Genomic DNA, 25,963 nt, shown 5'->3' with positions numbered 1-25,963 from the left:
GAAAGGAGGAGAATAGGGTGTCATTTGCGGCAGATGTCAAAAAAGAACTTACTGGACTTGAAGTTCACCGCGAACATGCAAAGGCGGAATTAGCTGCACTTTTGCGAATGAATGGATCTTTAGGGATTGTGAATCAACAATTTATCCTAAACGTTCAAACAGAAAATGCAGCTATCGCTAGACGGATCTATTCTCTTTTAAAAGATCATTATAATGTCCGAAGCGAGTTACTCGTTCGAAAAAAAATGAAATTGAAAAAGAATAATGTCTATATCGTTCGTTTGAAACAAGGAACGAAAAATGTACTGATGGATCTAGATATCATGGACGGAATGATGTTCAATGGGCATGTATCTGATGAAATTTTAGGAAATGCACAAAAAATGCGATCCTATCTAAGAGGAGCATTCATGGCGTCTGGTTCAGTCAATAATCCTGAAACTAGTCGTTACCATTTAGAAATTTTCTCCATTTATGAACAACATAATCAAGACATTTGTGATATGTTAAATTATTATGGTCTTCATGCTCGAACATTGGAACGTCGAAACGGCTATATTTCATATTTAAAAGGCGCAGAGAAAATTGCTGACTTTTTAACCTTAATTGGTGCGACGAATTCGATGTTGCGCTTTGAAGATGTCCGTATCGTACGTGATATGCGAAACTCAGTCAACCGACTTGTCAATTGTGAGACAGCCAATCTGAATAAAACGATTGATGCTGCAGCAAAACAAATCGAAAATATTGAATTGATTGAAAGTAGAGTTGGATTAACTGCACTACCAGAAAAATTGCAAGAAATTGCAGAATTGAGATTAAAGCACCCAGAAGTCAGTTTAAAAGAGCTAGGAGAAATGATTCCATCAGGAGCGATCTCTAAATCCGGAATCAATCATCGAATCAGAAAGATTAATGAATTTGCAGAAAAGTTGCGCGAAGAAGCAAGTTAAGTGAAAAAATTTTTAATTTTTTAATTAATGAAGATTTTGGGACAAGTATTTGTCTCAGAATCTTTTTTTATTATATTTCCAAAAAAAGTTCTAATCAGTGTCCTTTAATATGTTAAAAAGTAAGTAGCAAGTCCCATTGATAACGGTTATTGCTACTAAAAACAAAGGAGAATAGTGTCATGAAATATCTAAATAAAATACTGAGAGCCAAGGTTGTTCAAGGTTATGAACAAGGAAAAACAGATGAAGAAATTGCAGATAGCTTGAAGATATCCCGTAAAACAGTGGTTGAAATCAAATTGCTTGAAATCGCATGTAAACTAAGTCAAGGATTTACGGAACTTGAAATAGCTGAACGATTTCACAAGCCCGTTGAGGAAATTCACAGAAACAAACACAACTATATTCTAAGACGTTTTTCGGATTCCTCTAGTAATAATTCCATTTCTGAGATTCCACCTTCCTCTAGGATTGACTCCATTTCTCAGCAGATAGGTGGTACGAAGGCGTATGTTCTTGAAAAAATAATTATTCAAAAGCTGAAAAAAATGGAAAATATCGAGGATATTACTAAGAGTGTTTCTATTTCATTAGGAGAAACTAAAAAGATAATAGAAAATTATGCAATACGAAAAATCTGTGAGGAAGGATACACACTGGAAGAATTGAATAAAATGTTGTATCTTAATTTGGCTGAGAATCCACGAGTCCATAATATCTACCTTGAAGTTAAAAAGGAAAACGAATCAGGAGAAAAAGGAGTAGAAAGTAGGAGACAAAATGAAATAATTAATTTTTACAAAGAAAATAGAAAAGACAAGTTAGAAGAAATAACATCAAATGAATTAAATAAATATCTAATTAATTATATTGCTATCCAAAGAAAGGTAAAAATATTGAGGAAATTGCACAAGAGTTGAATAGAAGTCATAAAACAATTCGAATGATAATAGCGCAATTTATTATCAGTGAATCGAGTAAGGGAACCCCTAAACAACACATTTCTACCTATCTTTGGTTAACAACAGCTCAAATGAAAAAAAATGTATACAACTATCTTACAGTAGAGTTAAAGGCTAATACAATGCAACATATTGCTTGGTTAAACAGTTCTACGTTCGATCAGATTCAATTAATGTATATCGAAGGCGCACTTGAAATGAAAAAATCCATTCATAAGATGCGCCCCAATAAAGATAGTTCAAAAAAATTAGCGTTTCTAAAACGCCACAATAAGGAAGAAATGAAGAAAATACGAGTAGAGTTCATTCAAGGACTTGAAAATAAAATAAGTCATGAAGAACTTATCGAGCAACTAAAGATTAGTAGACCAACTGCTTATAGGATACTTAATTTAGAAATCGCACGTAGCATATACCAAGGTTTTTCGGTACCTCAGATAGCTGAAAGACTACATAAAAGTTCAAGTAGTATAATGGGAAAAAAACATGCATTTATCCAAAATAGTTTTAAAAGGCATAGTGATATCCCTCTCATTGCTGAGAATATTGGTTGTTCAGAAGATTATGTGATGGAAAAATTAGTCGTTCACAAGCTAAAAATAAAGGAAAACATAAAGAATATCTCTGAAAGCTTGAATATTTCGGTAGAAAAAACTAAAACGATAATAGAGGATTATGCAATAAAAAAGATTCATCAAGGATATACACGGGAAGAATTAAATAGTATATTACCTGTGAGTTTAGATGGATATCCGAGGATACTTGAGACTTTCAAAAAAGTTGAAAAAAATAATAAGTTAGAGGGAGAAAGTAAAAACACAAATACCTTATTATTAAAAACACAACCAGAAAGGGTACTTGAACAACTAAGCTTCGAAGAGCTTGTCAAGAAACTAAGAAAAGGGATAAAAATTGGTGATATTGCAACCGAATTGGACTGGACTTCGGAAATGGTGAGACATCGAATGGCTGAATTTATTATACAACATTCAATTAAGGGAATGTCTAAAGAAGAAATAGGTAACCAGCTTTGTTTAACTCAAACTGACATAAAAGTACTTCCATATCAATATATTAGAGATTATATAGCAATGTACCATCAAATTCAAAGAATTGCGGAAAGAAATGGCAGCACGTTGGCTCAAATTTATAAGATATATGTAGAGGGGGGAGTTGCAAAAGGAGTATCCATTAATGAAATTGCATGTACGCTAAAGATAAACGAAGAAGCCGTTCAAAAGATAGTGAATAAAATTCAGAACGAATCTCAACCAGAATTAAACAGCCCAGAACCACCTATCATTGAGAAAGCAATCTCTGAAGTTAAGAAAAATCTGATACAAGAAGGCACGATCCAACCACCAAAACCAATATCTATAGCTGAATCAACAAACCAGTTTCATCAAACCGACCCTGAACCAAATAGCTTAGATCTATTGAGTAAATCTATTATTAATGAGTATAAAAAGAAAAAAAATATAAAAATGATTTCAGCTAAATATAATGTACCGCTAGAAGTGGTACAAAATATAATAAGCGAATACATAGTAAATAAAGGAAAGAAGGGGAGACGGATTAATGAGGTTGCGGCAGAGTTATATTTTTCTACCATTCATACAGGCGATGGACAAGTGTTATTTATCCATCAATCTGGAAAGGTCTCTGAAGTTAAGAAAAATCTGATACAAGAAGGCACGATCCAACCACCAAAACCAATATCTATAGCTGAATCAACAAACCAGTTTCATCAAACCGACCCTGAACCAAATAGCTTAGATCTATTGAGTAAATCTATTATTAATGAGTATAAAAAGAAAAAAATATAAAAATGATTTCAGCTAAATATAATGTACCGCTAGAAGTGGTACAAAATATAATAAGCGAATACATAGTAAATAAAGGAAAGAAGGGGAGACGGATTAATGAGGTTGCGGCAGAGTTATATTTTTCTACCATTCATACAGGCGATGGACAAGTGTTATTTATCCATCAATCTGGAAAGGTCTCTGAAGTTAAGAAAAATCTGATACAAGAAGGCACGATCCAACCACCAAAACCAATATCTATGGCTGAATCAACAAACCAGTTTCATCAAATCTACACTAAATCGAATAGAATAGATCCATTGCGTGAAATCATTGTTAGTGAGTATAAGGAGAATCAAAATATAGGAGTAATTTCATATCAATATAATTTATCACCAGAAGAGGTCCAAGAAATAATATGTGATTACATCCGAAATGAAGAAAAGAAAGGGAGGACAGTTAACGAGATTGCGACAGAATTTTCTTTTTATTCCGTTCCTAATTCCGATGGAAAACTGCGGTTTATCCATAAAGATGAAGTGTTATCTCTAGTTAAAAACAATCCGTTGTACCAAAGCACGAGTCACCAACCACTACAACCAATATCTATGGATGAATTAACCAGACGTTTTGATCAAATCGAGCTTAGATCAAATAGCTCAGACCAAGTGAAAGGAAAATATGAAAAGAGTCAAGAAATGAAATCGGAAGGAGAGAGGAAGAGAAGGAATTCAGAATCGAATCCTGGCGCCCTGGACCTAAGTCTGAAAAAAGTACGGTTGGACTCGTCCATGGTTTCACAGCCAAGTCCATTAAATAAACAGTGGCCACAATTGAAAAATTTTTCATCGACTATTTCTCATGTCACTAAACAAGCGCAAGATATCAATAATGAGAGAAGACAACAGCATCTTGTTAATTCCCATGTTAAAGCTCGTTGATGAAGTTTTATTAATGAAAAAACTTAAAGAAAAATGGCGCACGGGCGAGTGATGTTTTTGAGTCACTCTTAACAGTTCAATAATGATTTGATCAGAAGTAACTCATACAGTTATCGGTAAGTTTCGCTAACATCAAAAGTATAGAGATCGGAAGATTTTGGGACAAGTATTCGTCTCAGAATCTTTTTTTATTATATTTCCAAAAAAAGTTCTAATCAGTGTCCTTTAATATGTTAAAAAGTAAGTAGCAAGTCCCATTGATAACGGTTATTGCTACTAAAAACAAAGGAGAATAATTACTATGGAAAATAAGGTTAATAATAAAAGAAAGAAAAAACAAAAAAAAGATACAGAGAAACAAGAGATTCATATGAAACGCCTTCCTAAGGTTAGCCCGAAAAAACTACCGTTTCGGAAACGCCGCAATAAGGAGCAAATGAATAAAATCCATAGAGAGTTCATTCATGGACTTGAAAATAAAGTAAGTGTAAAAGAACTTACTAAGCGATTAAAGATTAGTAGACCAACTGCTTATAGGATACTTAATTTAGAAATCGCACGTAGCATATACCAAGGTTTTTCGGTACCTCAGATAGCTGAAAGACTACATAAAAGTTCAAATAGTATAATGGGAAGAAAACATGCATTCATCATAAATAATTTTCGAAGGAATGGTAATATCCGACTCATTCCTGAGATGATTGGTTGTTCAGAAGATTACGTGATAGAAAAATTAGTCGTTCACAAGCTTAAAAAAAAGGAAAATATAATGAAGATCTCTGAAAGCTTGGATATTTCTGTAGAAAAAACTAAAACGATAATAGAGGATTATGCAATAAGAAAAATTCATGATCAAGGGTATACAAGGGAAGAATTAAATAGAATATTACCTGTGAGTTTAGATGGATATCCAAGGATACTTGAGGTTTTCCAAAAAGTTGAAAAAAATAACAAATTAGTGGGAGATGCAAAAAAAAGCATTAAAAAAACAAATACCGTGTTGTTAAGAAAAAAAACAAAAAAGAGGGAAAGATTAAGTTTCGATGATCTTGTCAAGAAAAGAAAAACAGGTATGAAAATTGGGAAGATTGCAACCGAATTGGACAGGACTCCGGGAATGGTGAAACATCGAATGGCTAAATTTATTATAGATCATTCAATTAGGGGAATATCTAGACAAGAAATAAGTAACCAGCTTTGTTTAACTCAAACTGAAATAAAAACATTTCCATATCAGTATATTAAAAACAATATATTAAAGAACCAAAAAATTCAAGGAATTGCGGAAAGAAATGGCTGCACGTTGGCTCAAATTTATAAGATATATGTAGAGGGAGCAATTGAAAAAAATGTATCCATTAATGAAATTGCATGTACGCTAAAGATAAGCGAAGAAGCTGTTCAAGAGATAGTGAATAAAATTCAGAACGAATCTCAACCAGAATTAAACACCCCAGAACCACCTATCATTGAGAAAGCAATCTCTGAAGTTAAGAAAAATCTGATACAAGAAGGTACGATCCAACCACCAAAACCAATATCTATGGCTGAATCAACAAACCAGTTTCATCAAATCTACACTAAAACGAATAGATTAGATCCATTGCGTGAAATCATTGTTAGTGAGTATAAGGAGAATCAAAATATAGGAGTAATTTCATATCAATATAATTTATCACCAGAAGAGATCAAAGAAATAATATATGATTACATCCAAAATGAAGAAAAGAAAGAGAGGACAGTTAACGAGATTGCGGAAGAATTTTCTTTTTATTCCGTTCCTAATTCCGATGGAAAACTGCGGTTTATCCATAAAGATGAAGTGTTATCTCTAGTTAAAAACAATCCGTTGTACCAAAGCACGAGTCACCAACCACTACAACCAATATCTATGGATGAATTAACCAGCCGTTTTGATCAAATCGAGCTTAGATCAAATAGCTCAGACCAAGTGAAAGGAAAATATGAAAAGAGTCAAGAAATGAAATCAGAAGGAGAGAGGAAGAGAAGAAATTCAGAATCGGATCCTGGCGCCCTGGACCTAAGTCTGAAAAAAGCACGGGTAGACTCACCCATATTGTCACAGCCAAAAAGTTTTTCATCGACTACAACTCGTGCCGTTGAAAAAGTACAAAATGTCATCGAACAGAAATGGCAACAGCATCTAAATAACCCACGTGTCCAAGCTAGTTTACGAAGCTTTGTCAACGAAAGGTCTTAGGATAGATAGATGGTGTATCAATCCGTTTTTTTATCTTTTTCTAAATTAAGATCTGGATAGTCGCTCAATCAAAAATGACCCAAGGACCTTAAAAATAGGCTAGGCTATTTTGAGGTTCTTTGGGTCTTGTTAGGATCGGAACGATAGTGTCAATCCTGATCAATAATGATTACAAGTACATGTGATAGTCAGGATTATTACTCGTTAATGTAGTCAATTAGCTCTTCTTTTTTGATCGATTCATCAAAAATATGCTCTTCCAAAATAACAGTTGGAACAAAACGGATATTGGCAGCATTCGCCTCAGCTATAATTGCTTGAGAGGCAGGAGATTCTTCTTGGTAAGTTAGACCTAACTTATTTTGAGCATAATCTGCTACTTCTGCTAGACTAAGATTTTTCCAATCATCCTGCGAATCAAATACTTTTTTGATTTCTCGTAAAGCTACTTGACCGTCTGACGTATCAATATGATGATGCATCACATTCCCACGTTGCAAACTTTCTTTTTCTTTATCAAAAAGTTTGATCACCCGTTGCAAACGCCCTTTACTTACAGCTTCTTCGAGTAATTCATAAGATTCGTTGAACCATTGACGGCAATAAGGGCAGGCCAGATTGATAAACTCTGCCATTTTCTTAGGAGCATCTAAGTTTCCATAATGAATGCCAGTTTCGGTATTTGTTTTATCTGCTTTAATGATAGATATATCCATGTATAATCACCTCTTAGATTCATTTTAAGCATTTTTCAGAAAAAAGACTAGTTTTTTGTTTAATAAAGTATGTATCTTCACATGTGAGTACTTTTACAGAATAGGTAGGTTTTCAGGAGCTTTTGCGTTATAATAGGTGGGATATTTGAGAGAATTTGAACAAGGATGATGACAAATGCGAAAAATGAAAACAATGGACGGAAATACAGCTGCCGCTTATATTTCTTATGCTTTTACAGAATTAGCTGCAATCTATCCCATTACGCCCAGCTCAACGATGGCAGAATTAGTGGATCAATGGTCTGCTAGTGGGAAGAAAAATCTTTTTGGACAACCAGTTAAAGTGGTTGAAATGCAATCTGAAGCAGGAGCGGCTGGTGTTGTGCATGGTTCGCTCAAAACAGGCGCGCTGACAACGACTTATACAGCTTCTCAAGGATTGTTGTTGATGATACCCAATATGTATAAAATCGCTGGTGAATTACTACCAAGCGTATTTCATGTCGCAAGTCGTGCAGTCACGACGAATGCGTTAAATATTTTTGGGGATCATGGGGATGTCATGGCTGCTCGATCGACTGGATTTGCGATGCTTGCAGAAAGCAGTGTGCAAGAAGTTATGGACTTAGCACCCGTAGCACATTTGGCTTCGATTGAAGCAGAGCTGCCATTCTTGAATTTTTTTGATGGTTTTCGTACGAGCCATGAAATCCAAAAAATTGAAGTACTAGAATATGACGAGTTAGCATCGTTAATCAATCAAGAGAAACTTGCTGCGTTTAGAAACAGAGCGATGAACCCTAACCACCCAACTGTTAGTGGAACGAATCAAAATCCAGATATTCATTTTCAACAAAGAGAAACGATCAATTCGTATTACGAACAATTACCTCGCATCGTACAAAAATACATGCAAGCAATCAATGAATTACGTGGAACTTCCTATGATTTAGTCACTTATCATGGTGCTGCCGACGCGACAGAAGTCATCATTTCGATGGGGTCAGTAGCGCAAACGATTGAGCAGACAGTCGATTATTTGAATAAAAATGGCCGGAAAGTCGGTTTCTTGAATATTCATCTTTATCGCCCATTCCCAATTGAAACATTGTTGCAAAAACTTCCTAAAACTACACAGTCAATTGCCGTATTAGATCGAAGCAAAGAACCAGGAGCTGGTGGGGAACCATTACTGCTAGATGTTCAAAGTGCACTTTATGATGCAACAATCTGTCCTAAAATAATTGGTGGGCGGTATGGATTAGGATCAAAAGATGTGACACCAGATCAAATCATCAGCGTTTTTGACGAGTTGCAAAAAGATGAACAAATGAAAAAACGATTTACAATCGGGATAGTGGATGATGTTACCTATCATTCTTTGGCACCAAGACCAACATTGGATTTAACGGATGCTGAAACTTACCAAGCTAAGTTTTGGGGTTTTGGTTCTGACGGGACTGTCGGTGCAAATAAATCTGCTATTAAAATCATTGGTGATCATACAGACAAATACGCCCAAGGCTATTTTTACTATGATTCAAAAAAATCAGGTGGATTGACGATTTCCCATCTCCGTTTTGGAAACACGCCAATTCGTTCTACTTATCTAGTTGAACATGCTGATTTTGTCGCTTGTCATACGCCTGCTTACTTGCACAGCTATGATTTAGTTAAAGGGTTGAAAAAAGGTGGCACATTTTTATTGAATACTTTATGGACAGATGAGCAGTTAGAAACGCATCTGCCTATTCGTCTAAAAAAATATTTGGCAGAAAATGAGATTCAATTTTATACGATCAATGCGATGAAAATTGCTCAAGAAGTTGGATTAGGTCGTCGTATTAACACTGCCATGCAAACGGCTTTTTTCAAATTAGCAAACATTATTCCTATTGAAGAAGTGATTCCGCTCTTGAAAGAAGAAGTGCTTAAAAGCTATGGTCATAAATCAATGAAAATCGTAGAAAAAAATAACCAAGCGATTGATCATACCCTTGAACTTCTCCATAGAGTTGAAATCCCCAAACATTGGCGATCATTAGAACTACCTAGCAAAAAAGAAGAGACAACATCACGTTACGTAAAAGAGATTTTTACGCCGATCAATGCTCAAGAAGGAAATCAACTGTCAGTCGGTACTTTAGTAGCCAACCAGATGACAACTGGCGAGATGCCATTAGGAACAGCAGCGCTGGAAAAACGAGGTGTAGCCCTAGAAGTCCCTGAATGGATCAGTGACCGTTGTACGATGTGCAATGAGTGCGCATTTGTATGTCCGCACGCAGCCATCCGCCCATTCTTAGCTGATGAAGTAGAGCTGACTGAAGCGCCTGAAGGATTTATCGTTCGTGATATGAGAGGACCTGACGGGTTAAAATATCGTATCCAAGTTTCCGTGGAGGACTGTACAGGATGTGGATTATGTGTGGAGGCTTGTCCAGCCAAAGGAAAAGCGTTAGTGATGAAACCTTACGAGGAACAAAAAGAACAAGCGGTCAATTGGGCGTTTGCAATGACATTGAGACAGAAAGAAAACCCTATGAAAGGAAAAAATACGGTAATGGCTACCCAATTTAACCAACCGTTGCTTGAATTTTCAGGTGCCTGCTCGGGTTGCGGTGAAACGCCATATGTGAAACTTTTGACCCAAATGTTCGGAGACCGAATGATGATCGCTAATGCAACCGGCTGTTCTTCAATATGGGGAGGAGCTTCGCCAGCATCACCGTTCACAACGAATGCTTGTGGGCAAGGTCCAGCTTGGTCTAATTCCTTATTAGAAGATAATGCTGAATTTGGCTATGGTATGTTACTAGCTGCTCAAACCCGTCGTGAAGCTTTAGCGCAATCTGTTCGTGCAATCATGCCAAAAGTATCGAGTGCGCTTCGACTGTTGATGGAGGATTGGCTCAACCATTTATTCGATAGCGAAGGAACACAACAACGAGCAGCTAAACTTCAGGCTGCGATGGTAGCGGAAGCACAGCAAGTCCCAGAATTGGAATCCATTCTTGAGCACAAAGATATTTTTGTCAAAAACAGTCAATGGATTATTGGCGGAGATGGTTGGGCTTATGATATTGGCTTTGGTGGTATCGATCATGTATTGGCTAGTGGGGCAGATGTGAATATCCTAGTATTGGATAATGAAGTTTATTCTAATACTGGGGGGCAAACCTCTAAAGCAACGCCAACGTCAGCTATTGCAAAATTCTCCGCAAGTGGGAAATATGCGTCGAAGAAAGATTTAGGAATGATGGCAATGACTTATGGGAACGTCTATGTCGCTCAAATTGCTTCTGGTGCCAATCAAATGCAAACAATCAAGGCGTTTGAAGAAGCAGAGAAATACCCAGGGCCATCACTAATCATTGCGTATACGCCTTGTATCACCCATGGTCTGTTGGGGGGCATGAAAGAATCGATTAAAGAAGCCAAAGAAGCTGTTTCATCAGGCTATTGGTCCCTCTATCGTTATAATCCAAGTTTAATTGAAAAAGGGAAGGTTCCGATGATTTTGGATTACAAAAAACCAGACTTTTCAACAATGGGCGATTTTATGCGTAAGCAAGTTCGGTTTTCTTCACTAGAAAGTGCCAACCCTCAATTAGCTGAAAAATTGTTTGAAAAAACGGTTCTAGATGCAAAAACTCGTTTTTACAATTATGCTTCACTCACTGGACAGCTTGATAAAATTAAAGAAAAACTAGAACCGTCTGATCCGATTGTAAAAGAAGAGGAAGTCGAAACGAAAAAGAGAAAAAAAGAACGTAAGATCGATGATGAAGCAGCAGCCAGAAGAGCTGCTAAAAGAGCAGAACGCGCAGCACGTCGAAAATGATGTTTTGTTCATTGATCCAACTATCTCATTCGGTAAATGATAAGCAAACAATTTAAAGGGCGGAAAAATCGATCGAATAATTTATGTAATTTTCTTGAAAAAAGTAGCCAGAATCGTCTCATATTTCCAAACATATGATATACTTAAAGGGAAATCTCAAAAGAGAAGAGAGGCTTTTTATGTCATTTCAAATCGGGGAACTTTTTAATTTAGAGTATTGGCAACAAATGTTTTCCGGTGACTTATTTTCTCTGAATTTTTTGGTAAACATACTGGATATTTTAGTCGTATGGTATTTGGTTTACAAACTGATCCAGCTACTAAGAGGGACGAAAGCGATCCAATTGCTCAAAGGCGTTGCCATCTTTATCGTGATTCGAATTGCGGCTGAGTTGATTGGGCTACACACGCTGTCATGGCTGATGAATCAAGTCATAACTTACGGTGTGATTGCAGCAATCGTCATCTTCCAACCAGAGATTCGTCGTGGGTTAGAACATCTGGGAAGAAGTTCGTTATTCAAACAAACGAAAAGCGAGCAACAAGAAGACGAGAAGATGATCCTATCCTTTGATAAAGCTATTCAATATATGTCGAAACGTAAGATTGGTGCTCTGATTACGATCGAGCGTCATACTGGTTTAGATGAGTATATTGAGACAGGCATCGCATTGGATGCAGATATTACTGGTGAGTTACTCATTAATATCTTTATCCCCAATACGCCGTTGCATGACGGGGCAGTTATTGTCAAAAATGGAAAAATTGCAGTTGCCAGTGCCTATTTACCTTTATCAGAAAGTATGTTGATTCCAAAAGAATTTGGAACACGTCACCGAGCTGCTGTCGGTATTAGTGAGGTCAGCGATGCAATAACTATCGTGGTCTCGGAAGAAACAGGAGATGTAAGTATCACTTTAGACAATCAATTGATACCAGGGTTATCGCAAGAAGAGTATTTATCGATCTTACGAAAACAACTAATTGTAGAAGAAAAAAATAAAAACAAAAAGAATGGGCTTCAATCTTTCTTGGACGCAATGACTAAGGGAGGGGATCGGAAATGATCTCAAAAGAAAAGCGTACGAGTATTCTGTATGGGTTTGTTGCGTTATTGTTTAGTATCATTCTTTATTTCAATGCGAATGGTCAAACGATGCAAAACACATTATCTGGAAACGAGTCCTATTCGCAGACAGCTTCTGATGTTTCGATCCAACTTTTATATGATACCGATAAGTATTATATCCATGGTTACGAAAACACTACTACTGTCAAATTGGCTAGTGCGAATCGTATCCAGTTGATGGCTGAGGCAAATGAAGACACCCGTACCTTTAGGGTCACCGCAGACTTAGCACATCTAGGTGAAGGAACCCACGAAGTGCCATTGAAAATCAAAAATCTAAGCAGCGCTGTCACCGCTAAGTTGCAACCGGAAACGATCACGGTTACAATTGAAAAGAAAGTGACCAAAGACTTTGAAGTTAAAGCTATTCTGCCAACAGAGACGACGCCTTCTGGTTATAATTTAACTGAAACAACCGTCGATCCAACGAAGGTCACGATTACCACTGGAGATAAGACTTTAGCGGAAATTCATCAAGTGGTTGCAAAAGTCAACCCGTCAATGATAACGGACGATGGTGTGAATAGCAATGTATCTGTACAAGCATTAAATTCAGCTGGTGAGCCGTTGAGTATTGTTTCTGATCCAGTGCAAGTCAACGTCACGTCAGATGCAATCAAACCGAAAAAAACGGTTAGCCTATATGGTATTCAACAAGGGACAAAAGGCGAAGGAATTAAGAACTATAATTTCAAGTTTTCCGAATTAGAGGCTGAAGTCACAGGGACGACGGAACAACTTGCTCAATTAGGGGATAGTATCGCTGTGCCTATCGACATATCAGGAATTACTCATCGAACGACTAGGACGATTCAGATTCCTATTGAACAAGGAATGAGCGTCTCGCCTAAATCGGTTAAAGTTGAGATAACACCAGTGCTGGAATCGACAACTAGTGATTCTTCAGCCGATAAAAATCAAAGTTCGACTAAAAGGAATGACTCAACAACGTCAACGACAAAGTCGACTACATCGAGCACGTCACTTTCTAGTGTCCAGACAGAAAGCAAGCAAACTTCTGAAAGTACAGATTCGAGTGAATCCACTATGCAAAGTACACAAGAGAGTCAAACGTATTCTTCGGAAAATTAAGTTAAAGGAGCAAATTTACAATTATGGGTAAATATTTTGGAACGGATGGTGTCCGTGGCGAAGCCAATAAAGAATTGACACCAGAATTAGCGTTTAAGTTAGGTAGATGTGGCGGATATGTATTAAGCCAACATGAAACAGAAGGGAAACGTCCACGGGTTTTAGTTGGGCGTGATACCAGAATCTCTGGGCAAATGCTAGAAGAAGCCTTAATTTCTGGTTTGTTATCAGTTGGTATTGAAGTATTTCAACTTGGCGTCATTTCCACACCAGGAGTTGCTTATTTAACAAGATTGCAAAAAGCCAATGCCGGCGTGATGATTTCTGCTTCACATAATCCTGCACAAGATAATGGAATCAAATTTTTTGGTGCTGATGGGTTTAAATTAGTGGATGAACAAGAATTAGAAATTGAAGCATTGCTTGATGCCGAAGTGGACGAATTGCCACGTCCTTCAGCAGAGGGATTAGGAACAGTAGAAGAATTTCCAGAAGGCTTATTAAAATATTCTCAATTCTTAGTGCAAACGATCAATGGGGATCTATCAGGCCTAACCGTTTGTGTCGATGCGGCAAATGGTGCGACAGCAACTTCTGTCAACCGTTTATTCGCAGACTTAGAAACAGATTTTTATACGATGGGTACCAGCCCTAATGGCTTAAATATTAACGATGGTGTTGGTTCAACACACCCTGAAAAGTTAGCTGAAATGGTTGTTGAAAAAGGCGCCGATGCCGGTTTAGCATTTGATGGTGATGGGGATCGAATTATTGCAGTGGATGAACTTGGGAACATCGTTGATGGTGATAAAATCATGTTCATTTGTGCGAAATACCTTTCAAAGAAAAATCGTTTGAAAAAAGATACGATCGTTACAACGGTCATGAGTAATTTAGGATTCCATAAAGCGGTGGAAGAAATTGGCTTGAAGGACGTAGTTACTCAGGTTGGTGACCGCTATGTTGTAGAAGAAATGCGAAAAAATGATTATAATTTTGGTGGAGAACAATCTGGTCATATGGTCTTCCTTGACTTTAATACTACAGGTGATGGAATGCTATCAGGAATCCAATTACTGAATATCATGAAGCAAACTGGGAAGAAATTATCCGAGTTAGCGAGCGAAGTGACGATCTACCCACAAAAATTAGTAAATATCCGAGTAAGCAACAAAAATGGTGCAATGGAAGTTCCAGCGATCAAAAAAGTGATTGAAGAAACTGAGGCTGAGATGGCTGGTGAAGGAAGAATTTTAGTTCGTCCTTCTGGAACTGAACCATTATTACGTGTCATGGCTGAAGCGCCAACGGATGAAAAAGTAGCATATTACGTGGATAAGATTGCTGCAGTTGTTCGAGAAGAGATCGGACTTGAAGAATAAGAACTAAAATTTTTCTCATTTTAATAGTAATCGACTGTTATTTACAAAAATGTTTTCTTGTTTTTGTGAATAACAGTTTTTTTGTCCGTAGGAAAACAAATTTGGGTTGCTGTCAAATGCTTGTTCCAAGATAACTACTTTTTTGTATAAAATTAGCGTTGGGTTTAGAATATTCTCCGTTAAAAGTTGTTATGATAGAACTTTAATTTCTAATTATACGAAAAAAAAGGGCTTTTTTTATCTCTGAATAGATTAAACTAACTTGCGAAACAACTAATTTAGAGGAGGTAAATATGAAAATTTTCAAAAAACTGATTCGATTGATGATGATTGTTTTTCTATTTGTAAAACCGGTCATTGTAGTAGCGGTTGATCCATCTTATGCACACTCTTATCAACTAGCAGAAGAGGTGATTATAAAAAATGGTGAATTTAATGATGGGTTGAATCACTGGATCGTTTCCAATCCTGGAAGTAACAATCCTGCACTTGTGACAGATGAAAGTGGCAATCATTATGTAATGGCATCAAATGGAGAGAATATCCTGCAATATGTTCAGTTAAAACCGAAAACGACCTATCAATTCACTTATTATGTGATCGGAGACCCTTCGTTTCCAGCAATTGTGGAATTTGGCACGCTTAATCATGGGGAAGGGTTTATTTCGTTGAAGGATGAGAGACATTATAATGATGCTTGGAAACAACATGAATTTAGCTTTACGACTCCGGAAGGTGAAAATACATATATTATCCGTTTTGCGTCTAGTGGAAACGGGACAGCATATTTTGATAACGTTCAAGCCACTGCATTAGATTTGGAAGCTCCTACCAATCCTAAAAATCTGAAAGTCAACGACGTTTCAAGTGATAGTGTTAGCTTGTCTTGGGAAGCTGCAACAGACAACGTAGGCGTAATGGGTTATTTGGTTTATCGAGACAACCAACTGATTCAAACAGTCACTGATGCAGACCTCGCCTATACCGACAATGGATTAACGGAAGATACTACCTATACGTATGAAGTGAGAGCAGTTGATCAAGCGGGGAATGTATCAGCAGCGAGTAATGCAGTGACGGCTAGAACAAAACTGGCGAGTAGCAGCCCACCTGCAGTGCCTTTGAATTTAAAAGTCACTAGTGTAACAACTGATAGTGTCAGCTTATCGTGGGAATCAGCGACAGATAGCATTGACGTAATCGGTTATATCATTTATCGAGACAATCAGTTAATTCAAGGAGTGATTGGTGCGGAGGAAGTAGCATACACGGATATAGGATTAATGGAAGATACGATGTATACATATCAAGTGAGAGCAGTTGATCAGGCAGGAAACATATCAGAAATGAGTAATACAGTAACAGCTAAGACAAAACCAACAGAAGAAATTCTTCCTCCTGCAGCTCCTTTGAACTTGCGAATCGATGATGTAACAACTAACAGTGTCAGCTTGTCATGGCAAGAAGCAATCGATAATGTTGATGTAGCTAGTTATAACGTTTATCGAGATGATCAGTTGGTTCAAACGCTAACTGGTACGGACTTAACCTACATAGATACAGGGTTGATGGAAGATACCACCTATACCTATATAGTCAAAGCTCTTGATCAATCAGGGAATCTATCAGAAGCAAGTAATGCGGTAACGGCTAGGACAAAACCAGCAGAAGATCTGACTCCTCCTACGCCCCCTTTGAATTTACGAATCGATGATGTAACAACTAACAGTGTCAGCTTGTCGTGGGAAGCAGCAATCGATGATGTGGGTGTCACTGGTTATCACGTCTATCGAGACGATCAGTTAGTCCAAACACTTTCTGGTACGGACTTAACTTACATAGACACAGGATTGATGGAGGCTACCACTTATACCTATAAAATCAGAGCGGTTGATCAAGCTGGTAATCTATCAGAAGCGAGTAATGCAGTGAAAGCAAGAACGAAAATGACAATTGAGGTGAGTCGCCCGTTGCCCCCTACTAAACTGAGATCAGCCCGTGTCACAGAACATGAAGTGGCTTTAATGTGGGACGCACCTAATGAATCGAAGGAAATCATGAGCTATCAAGTTTATCGAAACAATGTATTGGTAGGAGAAGTAGCGGGGGAAACCTCACTATATACTGATAAAGATTTACAGGAAAATACGAAATATTCTTATGTAGTTAAATCGAAAAACAAAGAAGGGGATCTCTCGGAAGAAAGTAATAAAATCATTGTGCAGACAAGCAAAAAACATGAGACTATTCCTCCTTTAGAGGAAGAGATAGTAAAAGAATCAACGGAAAAACCACCTGTGGCAAAAGAAACCGAAACAATAAATAATGGAGCAATTAATAAAGGAAAAGAGGAAGCAAAAGTGAATAAGAATACTGCTAAAAAGGTGAGTAAACAGTTACCAGCTACGGGTAATAAAGTTAGTCCATTGCTACAACTACTGGGGCTAACCATAGTGAGTGTAACAATCCTGTTATCTTACAGGAGACAAAAAAAGAGCCATCAAGCAAAACAGCCCGGAACTAATGCTTAGCTCCTTTAGATGGGGGACTCGATGCAAAATAGGTTAAAACAATAAAAAGTCATTTTCGAACTGATTGATGACTACACAAAAAAGCCAAAAAGGCAATGAAAATTAAATTTCATTGTTTTTTGGCTTTTTTCATGGTAATTCATATTAGATTTATTTTTGAGGCAATTGTTCTATTCAACAGTCACAGATTTTGCCAAATTTCTCGGTTTATCAACATCAAGACCTCTTAGCAAGGTCGCATAGTAGGCAATCAATTGTGTAGGGATCACTGTGATTAATGAAGTGAGTAAAGGATGAACAACAGGCAATACTAATTGGTCATCTGATCGATCTAAGCCTTTTGTAGCCATGACCAATGTTTTTGCTCCACGACTTTCCACTTCTTTTAGATTTCCTCTCGTGTGTGCACCTGTTATCTCTTCGCTGATCATCCCGATAACCGGTGTGTTCGTTTCAATCAGCGCGATCGTACCATGTTTTAATTCCCCAGCTGCGAAACCTTCTGCTTGGATATAACTGATTTCTTTTAACTTCAATGCAGCCTCTAAAGAGACAGCATAATCTGTTCCACGTCCAATATAAAAAGCGTTTCTTGCATCCATTAGATAGTCAGCTGCTAACTCCTGTAAGTAGTCCTTTTGAGAAATTAGTTCTTCCATGCCATTCGCTACGATACTAAGCTCGTGCGTTAGATCGAATTCTCTAGCTGAAGAAAGATTTTTTTCATGACCAATTCCTTTAGCAAGTGCAGCTAAAACAGCGATTTGAGCAGTATAAGCTTTTGTTGAAGCCACGGCGATTTCAGGTCCAGCATGTAGTAAAAGAGTGTAAGAAGCTTCCCTTGATAAAGTAGAGCCGGGTACATTAGTGATCGTCAATGATGGGTAATTCAATTCATTCATTTTCACGAGTACTTGTCGACTGTCTGCTGTTTCTCCACTTTGGCTTAAGAAAATAAAAAATGGTTTCTCTGAAAGTAAAGGCAAATTATAACCAAATTCACTTGCAAGGTGGACTTCCACAGGAATACGGGTTAATTGTTCTAAAATAGGTTTTCCAACTAAGCCAGCATGGTAACTCGTTCCACAAGCAACAATGTAGATACGGTCACTGTTTTTAGCTGTTTCTAAAAGTTGTTTGTCCATCAGTACTTCATTCTCATGGCTCACGTAAGTTTGGGCAATCTTTCGCATAACGATCGGTTGTTCATCGATTTCTTTCAACATGTAGTAAGGATAAGTGCCCTTTTCAATATCAGCTGCATCAATTTGTGCTTCAAAAGAAGTTCGTTCAACTGGTTGACCTGAGATCGTTTCGATTGAAATCTCATTTTTAGTGACGATCACTAATTCGCCATCTTCAATTTCAACAAATTCTTTCGTATAAGCCAGCATAGCCATTGCGTCGCTGGCGATAACATTGAATCCGTCTCCCAGACCAATTAAGAGAGGGCTTTTGTTTTTAGCGACAAAAATTTGATCTGGCAGAGTACGATCAATTAATGCGAAAGCATAAGAACCTTTGATTAATTGAAGTGTTTTGACAAAGGCAGATTTTGTATCCAGTCCTTCATTTGCAAAAAATTCAATAAGATGAGCAATGATCTCAGTATCCGTTTCCCCTGAAAATTGATCCGTTTCTAAATAATCGTTTTTTAGTTCAGCAAAGTTTTCAATTACACCGTTATGGACAAGAACAAAACGTCCGCTTTGAGAAGTGTGAGGGTGCGCATTTTTTTGAGAAGGTTCGCCATGAGTTGCCCAACGAGTGTGACCGATTCCGATTGTTCCCGCTGTTTCGTTTGTTAGCTTATCCTTTAGGTTCTGAATTCTACCTTGTGCTTTGACCAAAAAATCATTTTCATGATTCGCAACAAAGATTCCAGCCGAATCGTATCCCCGATATTCTAATTTTTCTAAACCATTGATCAATCCTGGTGTTACGTTTTCTAATCCAATCATTCCGACAATTCCACACATAAAAAACATCCTACTTTCTATAATATAATCATTATGAAAGTTTCCAGCTGCTGGAATCGATTTTTGTTCTATCTTCACAGATAGGTTTTGATCGATCCTATAGAGTGCAGTCCCTAGGGTCATCCGCCGAATATTTCGATAAACCCTTTCCTCGTCATCTGTAACTACAGACCAGGCGCTATTCCTTAAAATGAGAATGGTATATCTAAACTCCTTTTTCGTATTTTTCTGGAAACTTCTTAAATGATAACGTTGTTGTGTGATGTTTGTCAATAAAAAAGAGAAAAAATAAAATTGGTCTATATGGTTGTGGCGGGAGGGTCGAAATGAAGTTTTGACTATCATCTTTTTGCAGACTTCGGTACAATATGAGAGTAAGTAAAAGAAGGAGGATGAAAAATGGCATCAAATATCGCAGTCTTGACATTAGGCATGCTAAAAAAACAGTTGGCCGAACTTGAAAAAGTAAATACAGTGGATGATGAAACCAAAATCTTTTTAGATACTGGTTGGGATAGTATCCAAGAAATTGCGCCTGATGCGTTGACTATTGGAGAAGCGCAACAATTCGTAGTAGAAGATGAGTGGACAAAAGAGAAGTTCAATGGATTTACATTAGTCGAAAAAGCAGAAAAAATGAATGCAACTGGAGAAAAAGAAACAGTGATCGTTATCAAAAATTTATATTAAGCGAGGGAGAGTATGAATAAAAAGCGTTGGATAGCAGTGTTGATTGCGGCAGGCTTATTGGTTGTTTCGTTGGTATCATCTAGCCTGACGTCAAATTCAAAAGAAGAAAAGCAAATGAGTGGTTTGAATAGCTTATTATATGGCACTAATGAATTATCGCCCACGGTTCTGGAAGAAGGAGATAGTTCAGAAAAAATCGTAAAATTGACTGTTGATGGGACGATCACTAGTGATGGAACATCAGGTTTGTTTGCAACAGAAGGATACAATCACGCTAAGTTTATGGAGCAATTAAATGCTATAAAAGAAGATAAAACGATCAAAGGGATGATGTTAGAAGTCAATTCTCCTGGTGGTGGTGTTTATGAAAGTGCAGAAATAGCTAAGACAATCAGTGATATCCGAAATGAACGAAATATTCCAATGTATGTCAGTATGAAAAATACAGCTGCTAGTGGCGGATATTATATCTCAGCCCAAGCAGATAAAATCTATGCAACAGAGGAAACAGTCACTGGGTCCATTGGTGTCATCATGTCAGGTCTTAATTATTCTGGTCTTTTAGAAAAATTAGGGATCGAGGATACGACGGTAAAAAGTGGTGCATTGAAAGATATGGGTTCAAGTACTAGACCACAAACGCCAGAAGATCAAAAAGTCTTACAAACTTATATCGATAATGCCTACAATCGATTTGTCAAAGTAGTCAGTACTGGACGAAATCAATCAGAAGAAGAAGTCCGAAAAATTGCGGATGGTCGTATTTATGATGGAGAACAGGCGAAAGCAGTCGGATTAGTGGATGAAATTGGGTATCCACAAGACGCGTTAAAAGCGATGAGAAGTGAGCAACATTTAGAAAACGCTCAGTTAGTAGAATATGAAACGAATACTACTGGTTTTGCAAACACATGGTTCGGTTCGAAACTTGCTCAGCTTCAAGGCCTAAAAGCTTCTGAAACAAGTCAAATCTTGTCTTTCTTAGAAAATCAAGGAACCGTTCAATCACCAAAGGCAATGTATTATTACGGAGGTGAGTAAGCATGACGAAGCAACCAGAAGATTTAACTTCACATAACAAGGCAGATCGTCCTGCTGTAGGGCCAGATCCGAGCTTTTCTCAAAAAGTACTGCAATCTTTTAAAGAAAAACCATTATCTGAAAGTGAAATCAAAGTAAAGCAACAACAATGGCAACAGTATACCGAAGATAAAGAGGAGAAAATCAATGTAAATGACTTTCCTAAATATTTTTATGCAGGATTTTGGATAAGATTTTTCGCTTTTATTGTGGATCTGATTTGTATTGGCTCAATCACACGGTTGACCATTGGATTAGCGGCTAATTTAGACTGGTTAAAAGTATCCGATTCTTATTTAAGTATTTATGGTTTTGCTGCTTTGCTGATTTACCTTGGTTATTTTATTTTATTCACGAAATTAAATCATGGTCAAACGATTGGAAAAATGATTTTTGGGATTCGTGTGATTTGCTTTAATGAATCAGATTTGAGTTGGACAACAGTGCTGGTGAGAGAAGGCGCTTGTCGGTTCATTTTGAAATTCCCATTACTTTTTGTTGGCTATTTACCGACAATCTTTAATCAAAGAAAACAGCATATTGGTGATTATTTTTCAAATACGAGTGTAGTCACGCTAAATCTAGTCAAAGCCTTTAATCAAGAAATTAATGCTTGATTCATTTTATTTTTTCAACATGGCAATCTAAAAAAGATTGTCATGTTTTTTTATGTTTGATACTATAGTTTTATTCATGATTTTACTGGCAAAGAGTCGAAGGGAGAACGAACATTGGAGCCGATTGATTTTCCTGATAAATACGAAAATCTTATGCGTCTAGCGCAACAAGCATTAGCTGATCATCAATATTTACAAGCAAAGACATTTTTACAACGAGCATTGGAGCTTAAAGGAACATTTGAGGCGAATCGTCTACTTGTCCTTTGCTTAGTTGAGCTAGATGAAAAAAAAGAAGCGCTGAATCAGGCGTTTCCTTATGAAAATGACTACCTGACAGATGAAAAAGTGGCAGCTTTTTATTTTGATCTGCTGATCCAAACAAAAGATTATCTTTATGCTCGCAAGTTAATTGCCAGCTATGATTTTTCTGATTTATTTGAGCAACTCATGGTAGAGAAGATCCAACAAGCAGAAAATTTCACGAGTCAAAATGACCGTCAAAAAATACGTAAGATTCATCTTAGTGTTGAAAAAATGCCGACAATGCCACCTGCAGAACAACTTTTGGTTGTTTCTGAGATTGAAGAGTTGCCTTATCATGAATTGGTACAAACAATCAAAAAAATGATTATCTTACCAGAGATCCACTTATTAGTGCGAGCAAAAATGTTAGAGTCACTCGTGCAAGTGAAGAAACACCAGCCAGTTGTTTATTTAACGATGGATCAGACGTTTATAGAAGTCATACCTGCAACATTACCAAAACCAGAAAAGCAGAAGGCTTATGAACAGTTAATGCGATTAGCAGAAGCTTATGAAGATCAAGATGCCTATCTTAGTACAGTGCTAAAAGAAGAATTTATGATGCAATCCGCTCTTCTTTATCCTGTTTATGATACATATGTCGGTGATCCCAAAAAATGGTTTGCTGATACACTTAGCATGTATGATCCAAACTATAATAATAGACAAACAGAAGCAGAGGAAGCAGATTTCCTAGAAAAAAGGGGAAATATTTTAAGGGAAATGCTACTCTTTCAAAGTGACCGTTGACACTTATCAGATAAAAAAGTCATGAAAAACGTGGATTCTAACCATTCAATATGTTTACAATTTGAAAGGGTTAGTGTACTATTTAAGGGTATGCATGAAACGTTTTTGATGTATAAAATGAATTTTCTAAACTCGGAGGGAACTAAATGACTGCAACATTTGAAAAAAAAGGCACAAACGATGGTGTTTTAAAATTTACGATTGCGCAAGATGAAATTCAAAAAGGATTGACAGCTGCGTTTAATAAAGTTAAAGGAAACTTGAACGTACCAGGGTTCCGTAAAGGGAAAGTTTCACGCCAAGTATTCAACCGTATGTACGGAGAAGAAGCTCTTTATGAAGACGCATTGAATGCTGTCTTACCTGAAAGCTATGAAGCAGCAGTTAAAGAAGCAGGTATCGAACCTGTATCACAACCTCAAATCGATGTTGAAAGCATGGAAAAAGGGCAAGATTGGGTGATCACTGCTGAAGTAACAGTTAAACCTGAAGTGAAATTAGGTCAATATAAAGATTTAGTTGTTGAAAAACAAGACCGTGAAGTTACTGAAGCGGATGTGGAAGAACGTATCAAACGTGAACAAGAAGCTCAAGCAGAATTAGTAATCAAAGAAGATGCTCCAGCAGAAAATGGCGATACTGTAGTGATTGACTTTGAAGGCTTTGTTGATGGCGAAGCATTCGATGGCGGAAAAGGTGAAAACTATTCACTAGAACTAGGCTCTGGTTCATTCATTCCTGGCTTTGAAGATCAATTGATCGGTAAAAAATCAGGTGAAAGCTTAGATGTAACAGTTACTTTCCCAGAAGACTATCAAGCAGAAGACCTTGCTGGTAAAGAAGCAGTGTTCAAAGTAACGGTTCATGAAGTAAAAGCTAAAGAAGTACCTGAATTAGATGACGAATTTGCAAAAGATGTAGATGATGAAGTTTCTACATTAGCTGAATTGAAAGAAAAATATCTAAAAGAATTGACAGAAGCAAAAGAAAAAGAAGCAGAAGACGCAAAAGATGAAGCTGCAATCCGCTTAGCTGTTGAAAATGCAGAAATCGTTGATCTGCCACACGTGATGGTTCACGATGAAGTACACCGTTCAATGGATGAATTTTTGAACAACATGCAACGTCAAGGAATCTCTCCTGACATGTATTACCAATTAACTGGTTCTACAGAAGAAGACTTGCACAAACAATTTGAAGGCGAAGCAGAAGTACGCACAAAAACAAATCTTGTAATCGAAGCTATCGCTAAAGCAGAAGGACTAGCAGCAACAGAAGAAGAAATCAACGCTGAAATCCAAGAATTATCTGAGACATACAACATGCCAATCGAACAAATCAAACGAGTGTTAACAGAAGATATGTTGGAACATGATGTGACAATGAAAAAAGCAATCGATTTGATTACTGGAACTGCTACTGAAGCAAAATAATCATCTTTTATTGCATTTTATCAAAGAGGAAACTGAGAGGTTTCCTCTTTTTGCATATTTTCGATTTTTGGTTCTTGTTTAGTGCTTTTGCTTTTTTTTGAATTATGGTATGATAGTAAAAGACTGTAAAGTCTGTGATAGTTTCTTGCATTTATGATGCAAGTTAAGGGGTGAAGACCATGTATGATAATCCAAGTGGCAATGAGACCGTACGTTGTTCTTTTTGCGGGAAAACACAAGAAGAAGTAAAAAAAATCGTGGCTGGTCCAGGGGTCTACATCTGTAATGAATGTATTGACCTATGCAAAGAAATCATTGATGAAGAATTTTATGAAGAAGCGGTACGTGAATTCACAGAAGTACCAAAACCATTAGAAATTTTGGAAGTCTTAAATAATTATGTGATTGGTCAAGATCGTGCGAAACGTTCATTAGCTGTAGCAGTATACAATCACTATAAGCGTGTTAATCAACAATCCCAAGAAGATGCAGATGATGTTGAACTGCAAAAAAGTAATATCTGCCTGATCGGTCCTACTGGATCAGGGAAAACTTTCTTGGCACAAACATTAGCTAAAACGTTAAATGTACCTTTTGCGATCGCTGATGCAACCAGTTTAACTGAAGCTGGTTATGTTGGGGAAGACGTCGAAAACATCCTATTGAAATTATTGCAATCAGCTGATTACAATGTGGAACGAGCTGAAAAAGGGATCATCTACATTGACGAAATCGATAAAATTGCTCGTAAAAGCGAAAATGTTTCAATTACTCGAGATGTTTCAGGCGAAGGTGTCCAACAAGCCTTATTGAAGATTTTAGAAGGAACAGTTGCCAGCGTTCCTCCTCAAGGCGGTCGGAAGCATCCTCATCAAGAATTTATCCAAATCGATACGACAAATGTTTTGTTTATCGTAGGTGGTGCGTTTGATGGGATTGAAACAATTGTTAAAAATCGTCTAGGAGAAAAGACAATCGGTTTCGGGACTAAAAATCAAAAATTAGCAGATGGCGAAAGTGTCATGCAAGAAATCATTCCAGAAGATCTATTGAAATTTGGTTTGATTCCTGAATTTATTGGTCGTTTACCAGTAATGGCAGCACTTGAAAAATTAACGACAGAAGATCTTGTGCGTATTTTGACAGAGCCAAAGAATGCTTTGGTCAAACAATACCAAAAATTACTTGCTTTGGATAATACGGAATTAGAATTTGAACCAGAGGCATTAACAGCAATCGCTGAAAAAGCAATTGCCCGAAATACTGGGGCACGTGGACTACGTTCGATCATCGAAGAAATCATGATGGATATTATGTTTGACATCCCATCTAATGAGAATATCGAAAAAGTGATCATTACGAAAGAAGCTGCTGAATTAACAGGAGAACCGACTGTCGTTTATAAAGATTCTGAGAAAAAAGCGGGATAAAAGCAGATAGAAGCTGGAGTGCTGTCGTGAAAGTTAGTTATTGCTTTTGCGGCAGCTTTGTCTTTTTATCGAAACTATTGATTAATGATTAAGAAATTCTAT

18 protein-coding genes are annotated in these 25,963 nt (G+C 37.2%); 16 read left to right on the top strand and 2 right to left on the bottom strand.

Translation table 11 applies throughout. The annotated features are described in order from the left end of the window. Positions 1 to 17 precede the first annotated feature (17 nt). From whiA to IGJ18_RS07995, 5 genes are all read left to right on the top strand, one after another. On the top strand, positions 18 to 953 hold the full coding sequence (gene whiA / locus IGJ18_RS08015) for a DNA-binding protein WhiA (RefSeq protein ID WP_010718951.1): 936 nt from the start codon (positions 18 to 20) through the stop codon (positions 951 to 953). 179 nt (positions 954 to 1,132) lie between these two features. Then, a complete protein-coding gene (locus tag IGJ18_RS08010; RefSeq protein WP_438843140.1) occupies positions 1,133 to 1,873 on the top strand; it encodes a hypothetical protein in 741 nt (246 codons plus the stop codon). 23 nt (positions 1,874 to 1,896) lie between these two features. After that, the gene (locus IGJ18_RS08005) at positions 1,897 to 3,741 is read left to right on the top strand and encodes a hypothetical protein (RefSeq protein WP_438843139.1); all 1,845 of its coding nucleotides are present in this window, start codon (positions 1,897 to 1,899) and stop codon (positions 3,739 to 3,741) included. Between the two features lie 2 nt (positions 3,742 to 3,743). After that, positions 3,744 to 4,661 (top strand): hypothetical protein, encoded by a 918-nt coding sequence (locus tag IGJ18_RS08000; protein ID WP_438843138.1) that lies wholly within the window; start codon positions 3,744 to 3,746, stop codon positions 4,659 to 4,661. Positions 4,662 to 4,962: 301 nt separating this feature from the next. After that, positions 4,963 to 6,882: a hypothetical protein gene (locus tag IGJ18_RS07995; protein WP_438843137.1), complete on the top strand. Its 1,920-nt coding sequence runs from the start codon at positions 4,963 to 4,965 to the stop codon at positions 6,880 to 6,882. A gap of 197 nt (positions 6,883 to 7,079) precedes the next feature. Here the strand turns inward: IGJ18_RS07995 and IGJ18_RS07990 are convergent, their stop codons facing one another. Further along, the gene (locus tag IGJ18_RS07990; protein WP_034698266.1) at positions 7,080 to 7,598 is read right to left on the bottom strand and encodes a thioredoxin domain-containing protein; all 519 of its coding nucleotides are present in this window, start codon (positions 7,596 to 7,598) and stop codon (positions 7,080 to 7,082) included. A 175-nt stretch (positions 7,599 to 7,773) separates the two neighbouring features. Here IGJ18_RS07990 and nifJ point away from each other — a divergent pair, with 175 nt between their 5' ends. The 5 genes from nifJ to IGJ18_RS07965 all read left to right on the top strand — a co-directional run bounded on the left by nifJ (position 7,774) and on the right by IGJ18_RS07965 (position 17,576). Next, the gene (gene nifJ / locus IGJ18_RS07985; RefSeq protein WP_438843136.1) at positions 7,774 to 11,442 is read left to right on the top strand and encodes a pyruvate:ferredoxin (flavodoxin) oxidoreductase; all 3,669 of its coding nucleotides are present in this window, start codon (positions 7,774 to 7,776) and stop codon (positions 11,440 to 11,442) included. 179 nt (positions 11,443 to 11,621) lie between these two features. Further along, the gene (gene cdaA / locus IGJ18_RS07980; RefSeq protein WP_010737735.1) at positions 11,622 to 12,509 is read left to right on the top strand and encodes a diadenylate cyclase CdaA; all 888 of its coding nucleotides are present in this window, start codon (positions 11,622 to 11,624) and stop codon (positions 12,507 to 12,509) included. After that, positions 12,506 to 13,663, top strand: a complete 1,158-nt coding sequence (locus IGJ18_RS07975; protein ID WP_438843135.1) for a CdaR family protein — start codon at positions 12,506 to 12,508, stop codon at positions 13,661 to 13,663. The genes cdaA and IGJ18_RS07975 overlap by 4 nt, the downstream gene beginning before the upstream one ends. Before the next feature lie 23 nt (positions 13,664 to 13,686). Further along, entirely contained in the window at positions 13,687 to 15,045 is a 1,359-nt protein-coding gene (gene glmM, locus IGJ18_RS07970; RefSeq protein WP_010718960.1) for a phosphoglucosamine mutase, read from the top strand. A 293-nt stretch (positions 15,046 to 15,338) separates the two neighbouring features. Further along, positions 15,339 to 17,576, top strand: a complete 2,238-nt coding sequence (locus IGJ18_RS07965) for a fibronectin type III domain-containing protein (RefSeq protein WP_438843134.1) — start codon at positions 15,339 to 15,341, stop codon at positions 17,574 to 17,576. A 170-nt stretch (positions 17,577 to 17,746) separates the two neighbouring features. Here IGJ18_RS07965 and glmS read toward each other — a convergent pair whose 3' ends face one another. After that, complete coding sequence (glmS, locus tag IGJ18_RS07960) at positions 17,747 to 19,555, bottom strand: glutamine--fructose-6-phosphate transaminase (isomerizing) (protein ID WP_409534552.1); 1,809 nt, start codon at positions 19,553 to 19,555, stop codon at positions 17,747 to 17,749. 399 nt (positions 19,556 to 19,954) lie between these two features. Between glmS and IGJ18_RS07955 the strand changes: the two genes are divergently transcribed. The 6 genes from IGJ18_RS07955 (at position 19,955) to clpX (ending at position 25,861) form a co-directional block, all read left to right on the top strand. After that, the gene (locus IGJ18_RS07955) at positions 19,955 to 20,245 is read left to right on the top strand and encodes a hypothetical protein (protein WP_010737730.1); all 291 of its coding nucleotides are present in this window, start codon (positions 19,955 to 19,957) and stop codon (positions 20,243 to 20,245) included. Positions 20,246 to 20,257: 12 nt separating this feature from the next. Beyond that, positions 20,258 to 21,286, top strand: a complete 1,029-nt coding sequence (sppA, locus tag IGJ18_RS07950; protein WP_010718964.1) for a signal peptide peptidase SppA — start codon at positions 20,258 to 20,260, stop codon at positions 21,284 to 21,286. A gap of 2 nt (positions 21,287 to 21,288) precedes the next feature. Continuing rightward, positions 21,289 to 21,942 carry an RDD family protein gene (locus tag IGJ18_RS07945; protein ID WP_053766778.1) on the top strand — a complete coding sequence of 218 codons (654 nt, stop codon included), beginning with the start codon at positions 21,289 to 21,291 and terminating at the stop codon, positions 21,940 to 21,942. A gap of 114 nt (positions 21,943 to 22,056) precedes the next feature. After that, complete coding sequence (locus IGJ18_RS07940; protein WP_010718966.1) at positions 22,057 to 22,998, top strand: hypothetical protein; 942 nt, start codon at positions 22,057 to 22,059, stop codon at positions 22,996 to 22,998. A gap of 146 nt (positions 22,999 to 23,144) precedes the next feature. Continuing rightward, the gene (gene tig / locus IGJ18_RS07935; protein ID WP_010718967.1) at positions 23,145 to 24,431 is read left to right on the top strand and encodes a trigger factor; all 1,287 of its coding nucleotides are present in this window, start codon (positions 23,145 to 23,147) and stop codon (positions 24,429 to 24,431) included. Between the two features lie 179 nt (positions 24,432 to 24,610). Continuing rightward, positions 24,611 to 25,861: an ATP-dependent Clp protease ATP-binding subunit ClpX gene (gene clpX, locus IGJ18_RS07930; protein ID WP_010718968.1), complete on the top strand. Its 1,251-nt coding sequence runs from the start codon at positions 24,611 to 24,613 to the stop codon at positions 25,859 to 25,861. The last annotated feature ends 102 nt before the right edge of the window (positions 25,862 to 25,963 follow it).

The organism is Enterococcus sp. AZ078 (assembly GCF_051714985.1).
Classification (GTDB): domain Bacteria; phylum Bacillota; class Bacilli; order Lactobacillales; family Enterococcaceae; genus Enterococcus_B; species Enterococcus_B hirae.
This window is presented reverse-complemented; position numbering and strand designations above follow the sequence as displayed.

Coding starts and splice junctions, on each gene's coding strand:
- glmM (WP_010718960.1), top strand. CDS start 13,687: ATGGGTAAATATTTTGGAACGGATGGTGTCCGTGGCGAAGCCAATAAA.
- IGJ18_RS07955 (WP_010737730.1), top strand. CDS start 19,955: ATGGCATCAAATATCGCAGTCTTGACATTAGGCATGCTAAAAAAACAG.
- IGJ18_RS08010 (WP_438843140.1), top strand. CDS start 1,133: ATGAAATATCTAAATAAAATACTGAGAGCCAAGGTTGTTCAAGGTTAT.
- IGJ18_RS08005 (WP_438843139.1), top strand. CDS start 1,897: ATGATAATAGCGCAATTTATTATCAGTGAATCGAGTAAGGGAACCCCT.
- IGJ18_RS07995 (WP_438843137.1), top strand. CDS start 4,963: ATGGAAAATAAGGTTAATAATAAAAGAAAGAAAAAACAAAAAAAAGAT.
- sppA (WP_010718964.1), top strand. CDS start 20,258: ATGAATAAAAAGCGTTGGATAGCAGTGTTGATTGCGGCAGGCTTATTG.
- IGJ18_RS07945 (WP_053766778.1), top strand. CDS start 21,289: ATGACGAAGCAACCAGAAGATTTAACTTCACATAACAAGGCAGATCGT.
- nifJ (WP_438843136.1), top strand. CDS start 7,774: ATGCGAAAAATGAAAACAATGGACGGAAATACAGCTGCCGCTTATATT.
- tig (WP_010718967.1), top strand. CDS start 23,145: ATGACTGCAACATTTGAAAAAAAAGGCACAAACGATGGTGTTTTAAAA.
- cdaA (WP_010737735.1), top strand. CDS start 11,622: ATGTCATTTCAAATCGGGGAACTTTTTAATTTAGAGTATTGGCAACAA.
- IGJ18_RS07990 (WP_034698266.1), bottom strand. CDS start 7,598: ATGGATATATCTATCATTAAAGCAGATAAAACAAATACCGAAACTGGC.
- IGJ18_RS07965 (WP_438843134.1), top strand. CDS start 15,339: ATGAAAATTTTCAAAAAACTGATTCGATTGATGATGATTGTTTTTCTA.
- clpX (WP_010718968.1), top strand. CDS start 24,611: ATGTATGATAATCCAAGTGGCAATGAGACCGTACGTTGTTCTTTTTGC.
- glmS (WP_409534552.1), bottom strand. CDS start 19,555: ATGTGTGGAATTGTCGGAATGATTGGATTAGAAAACGTAACACCAGGA.
- IGJ18_RS08000 (WP_438843138.1), top strand. CDS start 3,744: ATGATTTCAGCTAAATATAATGTACCGCTAGAAGTGGTACAAAATATA.
- IGJ18_RS07975 (WP_438843135.1), top strand. CDS start 12,506: ATGATCTCAAAAGAAAAGCGTACGAGTATTCTGTATGGGTTTGTTGCG.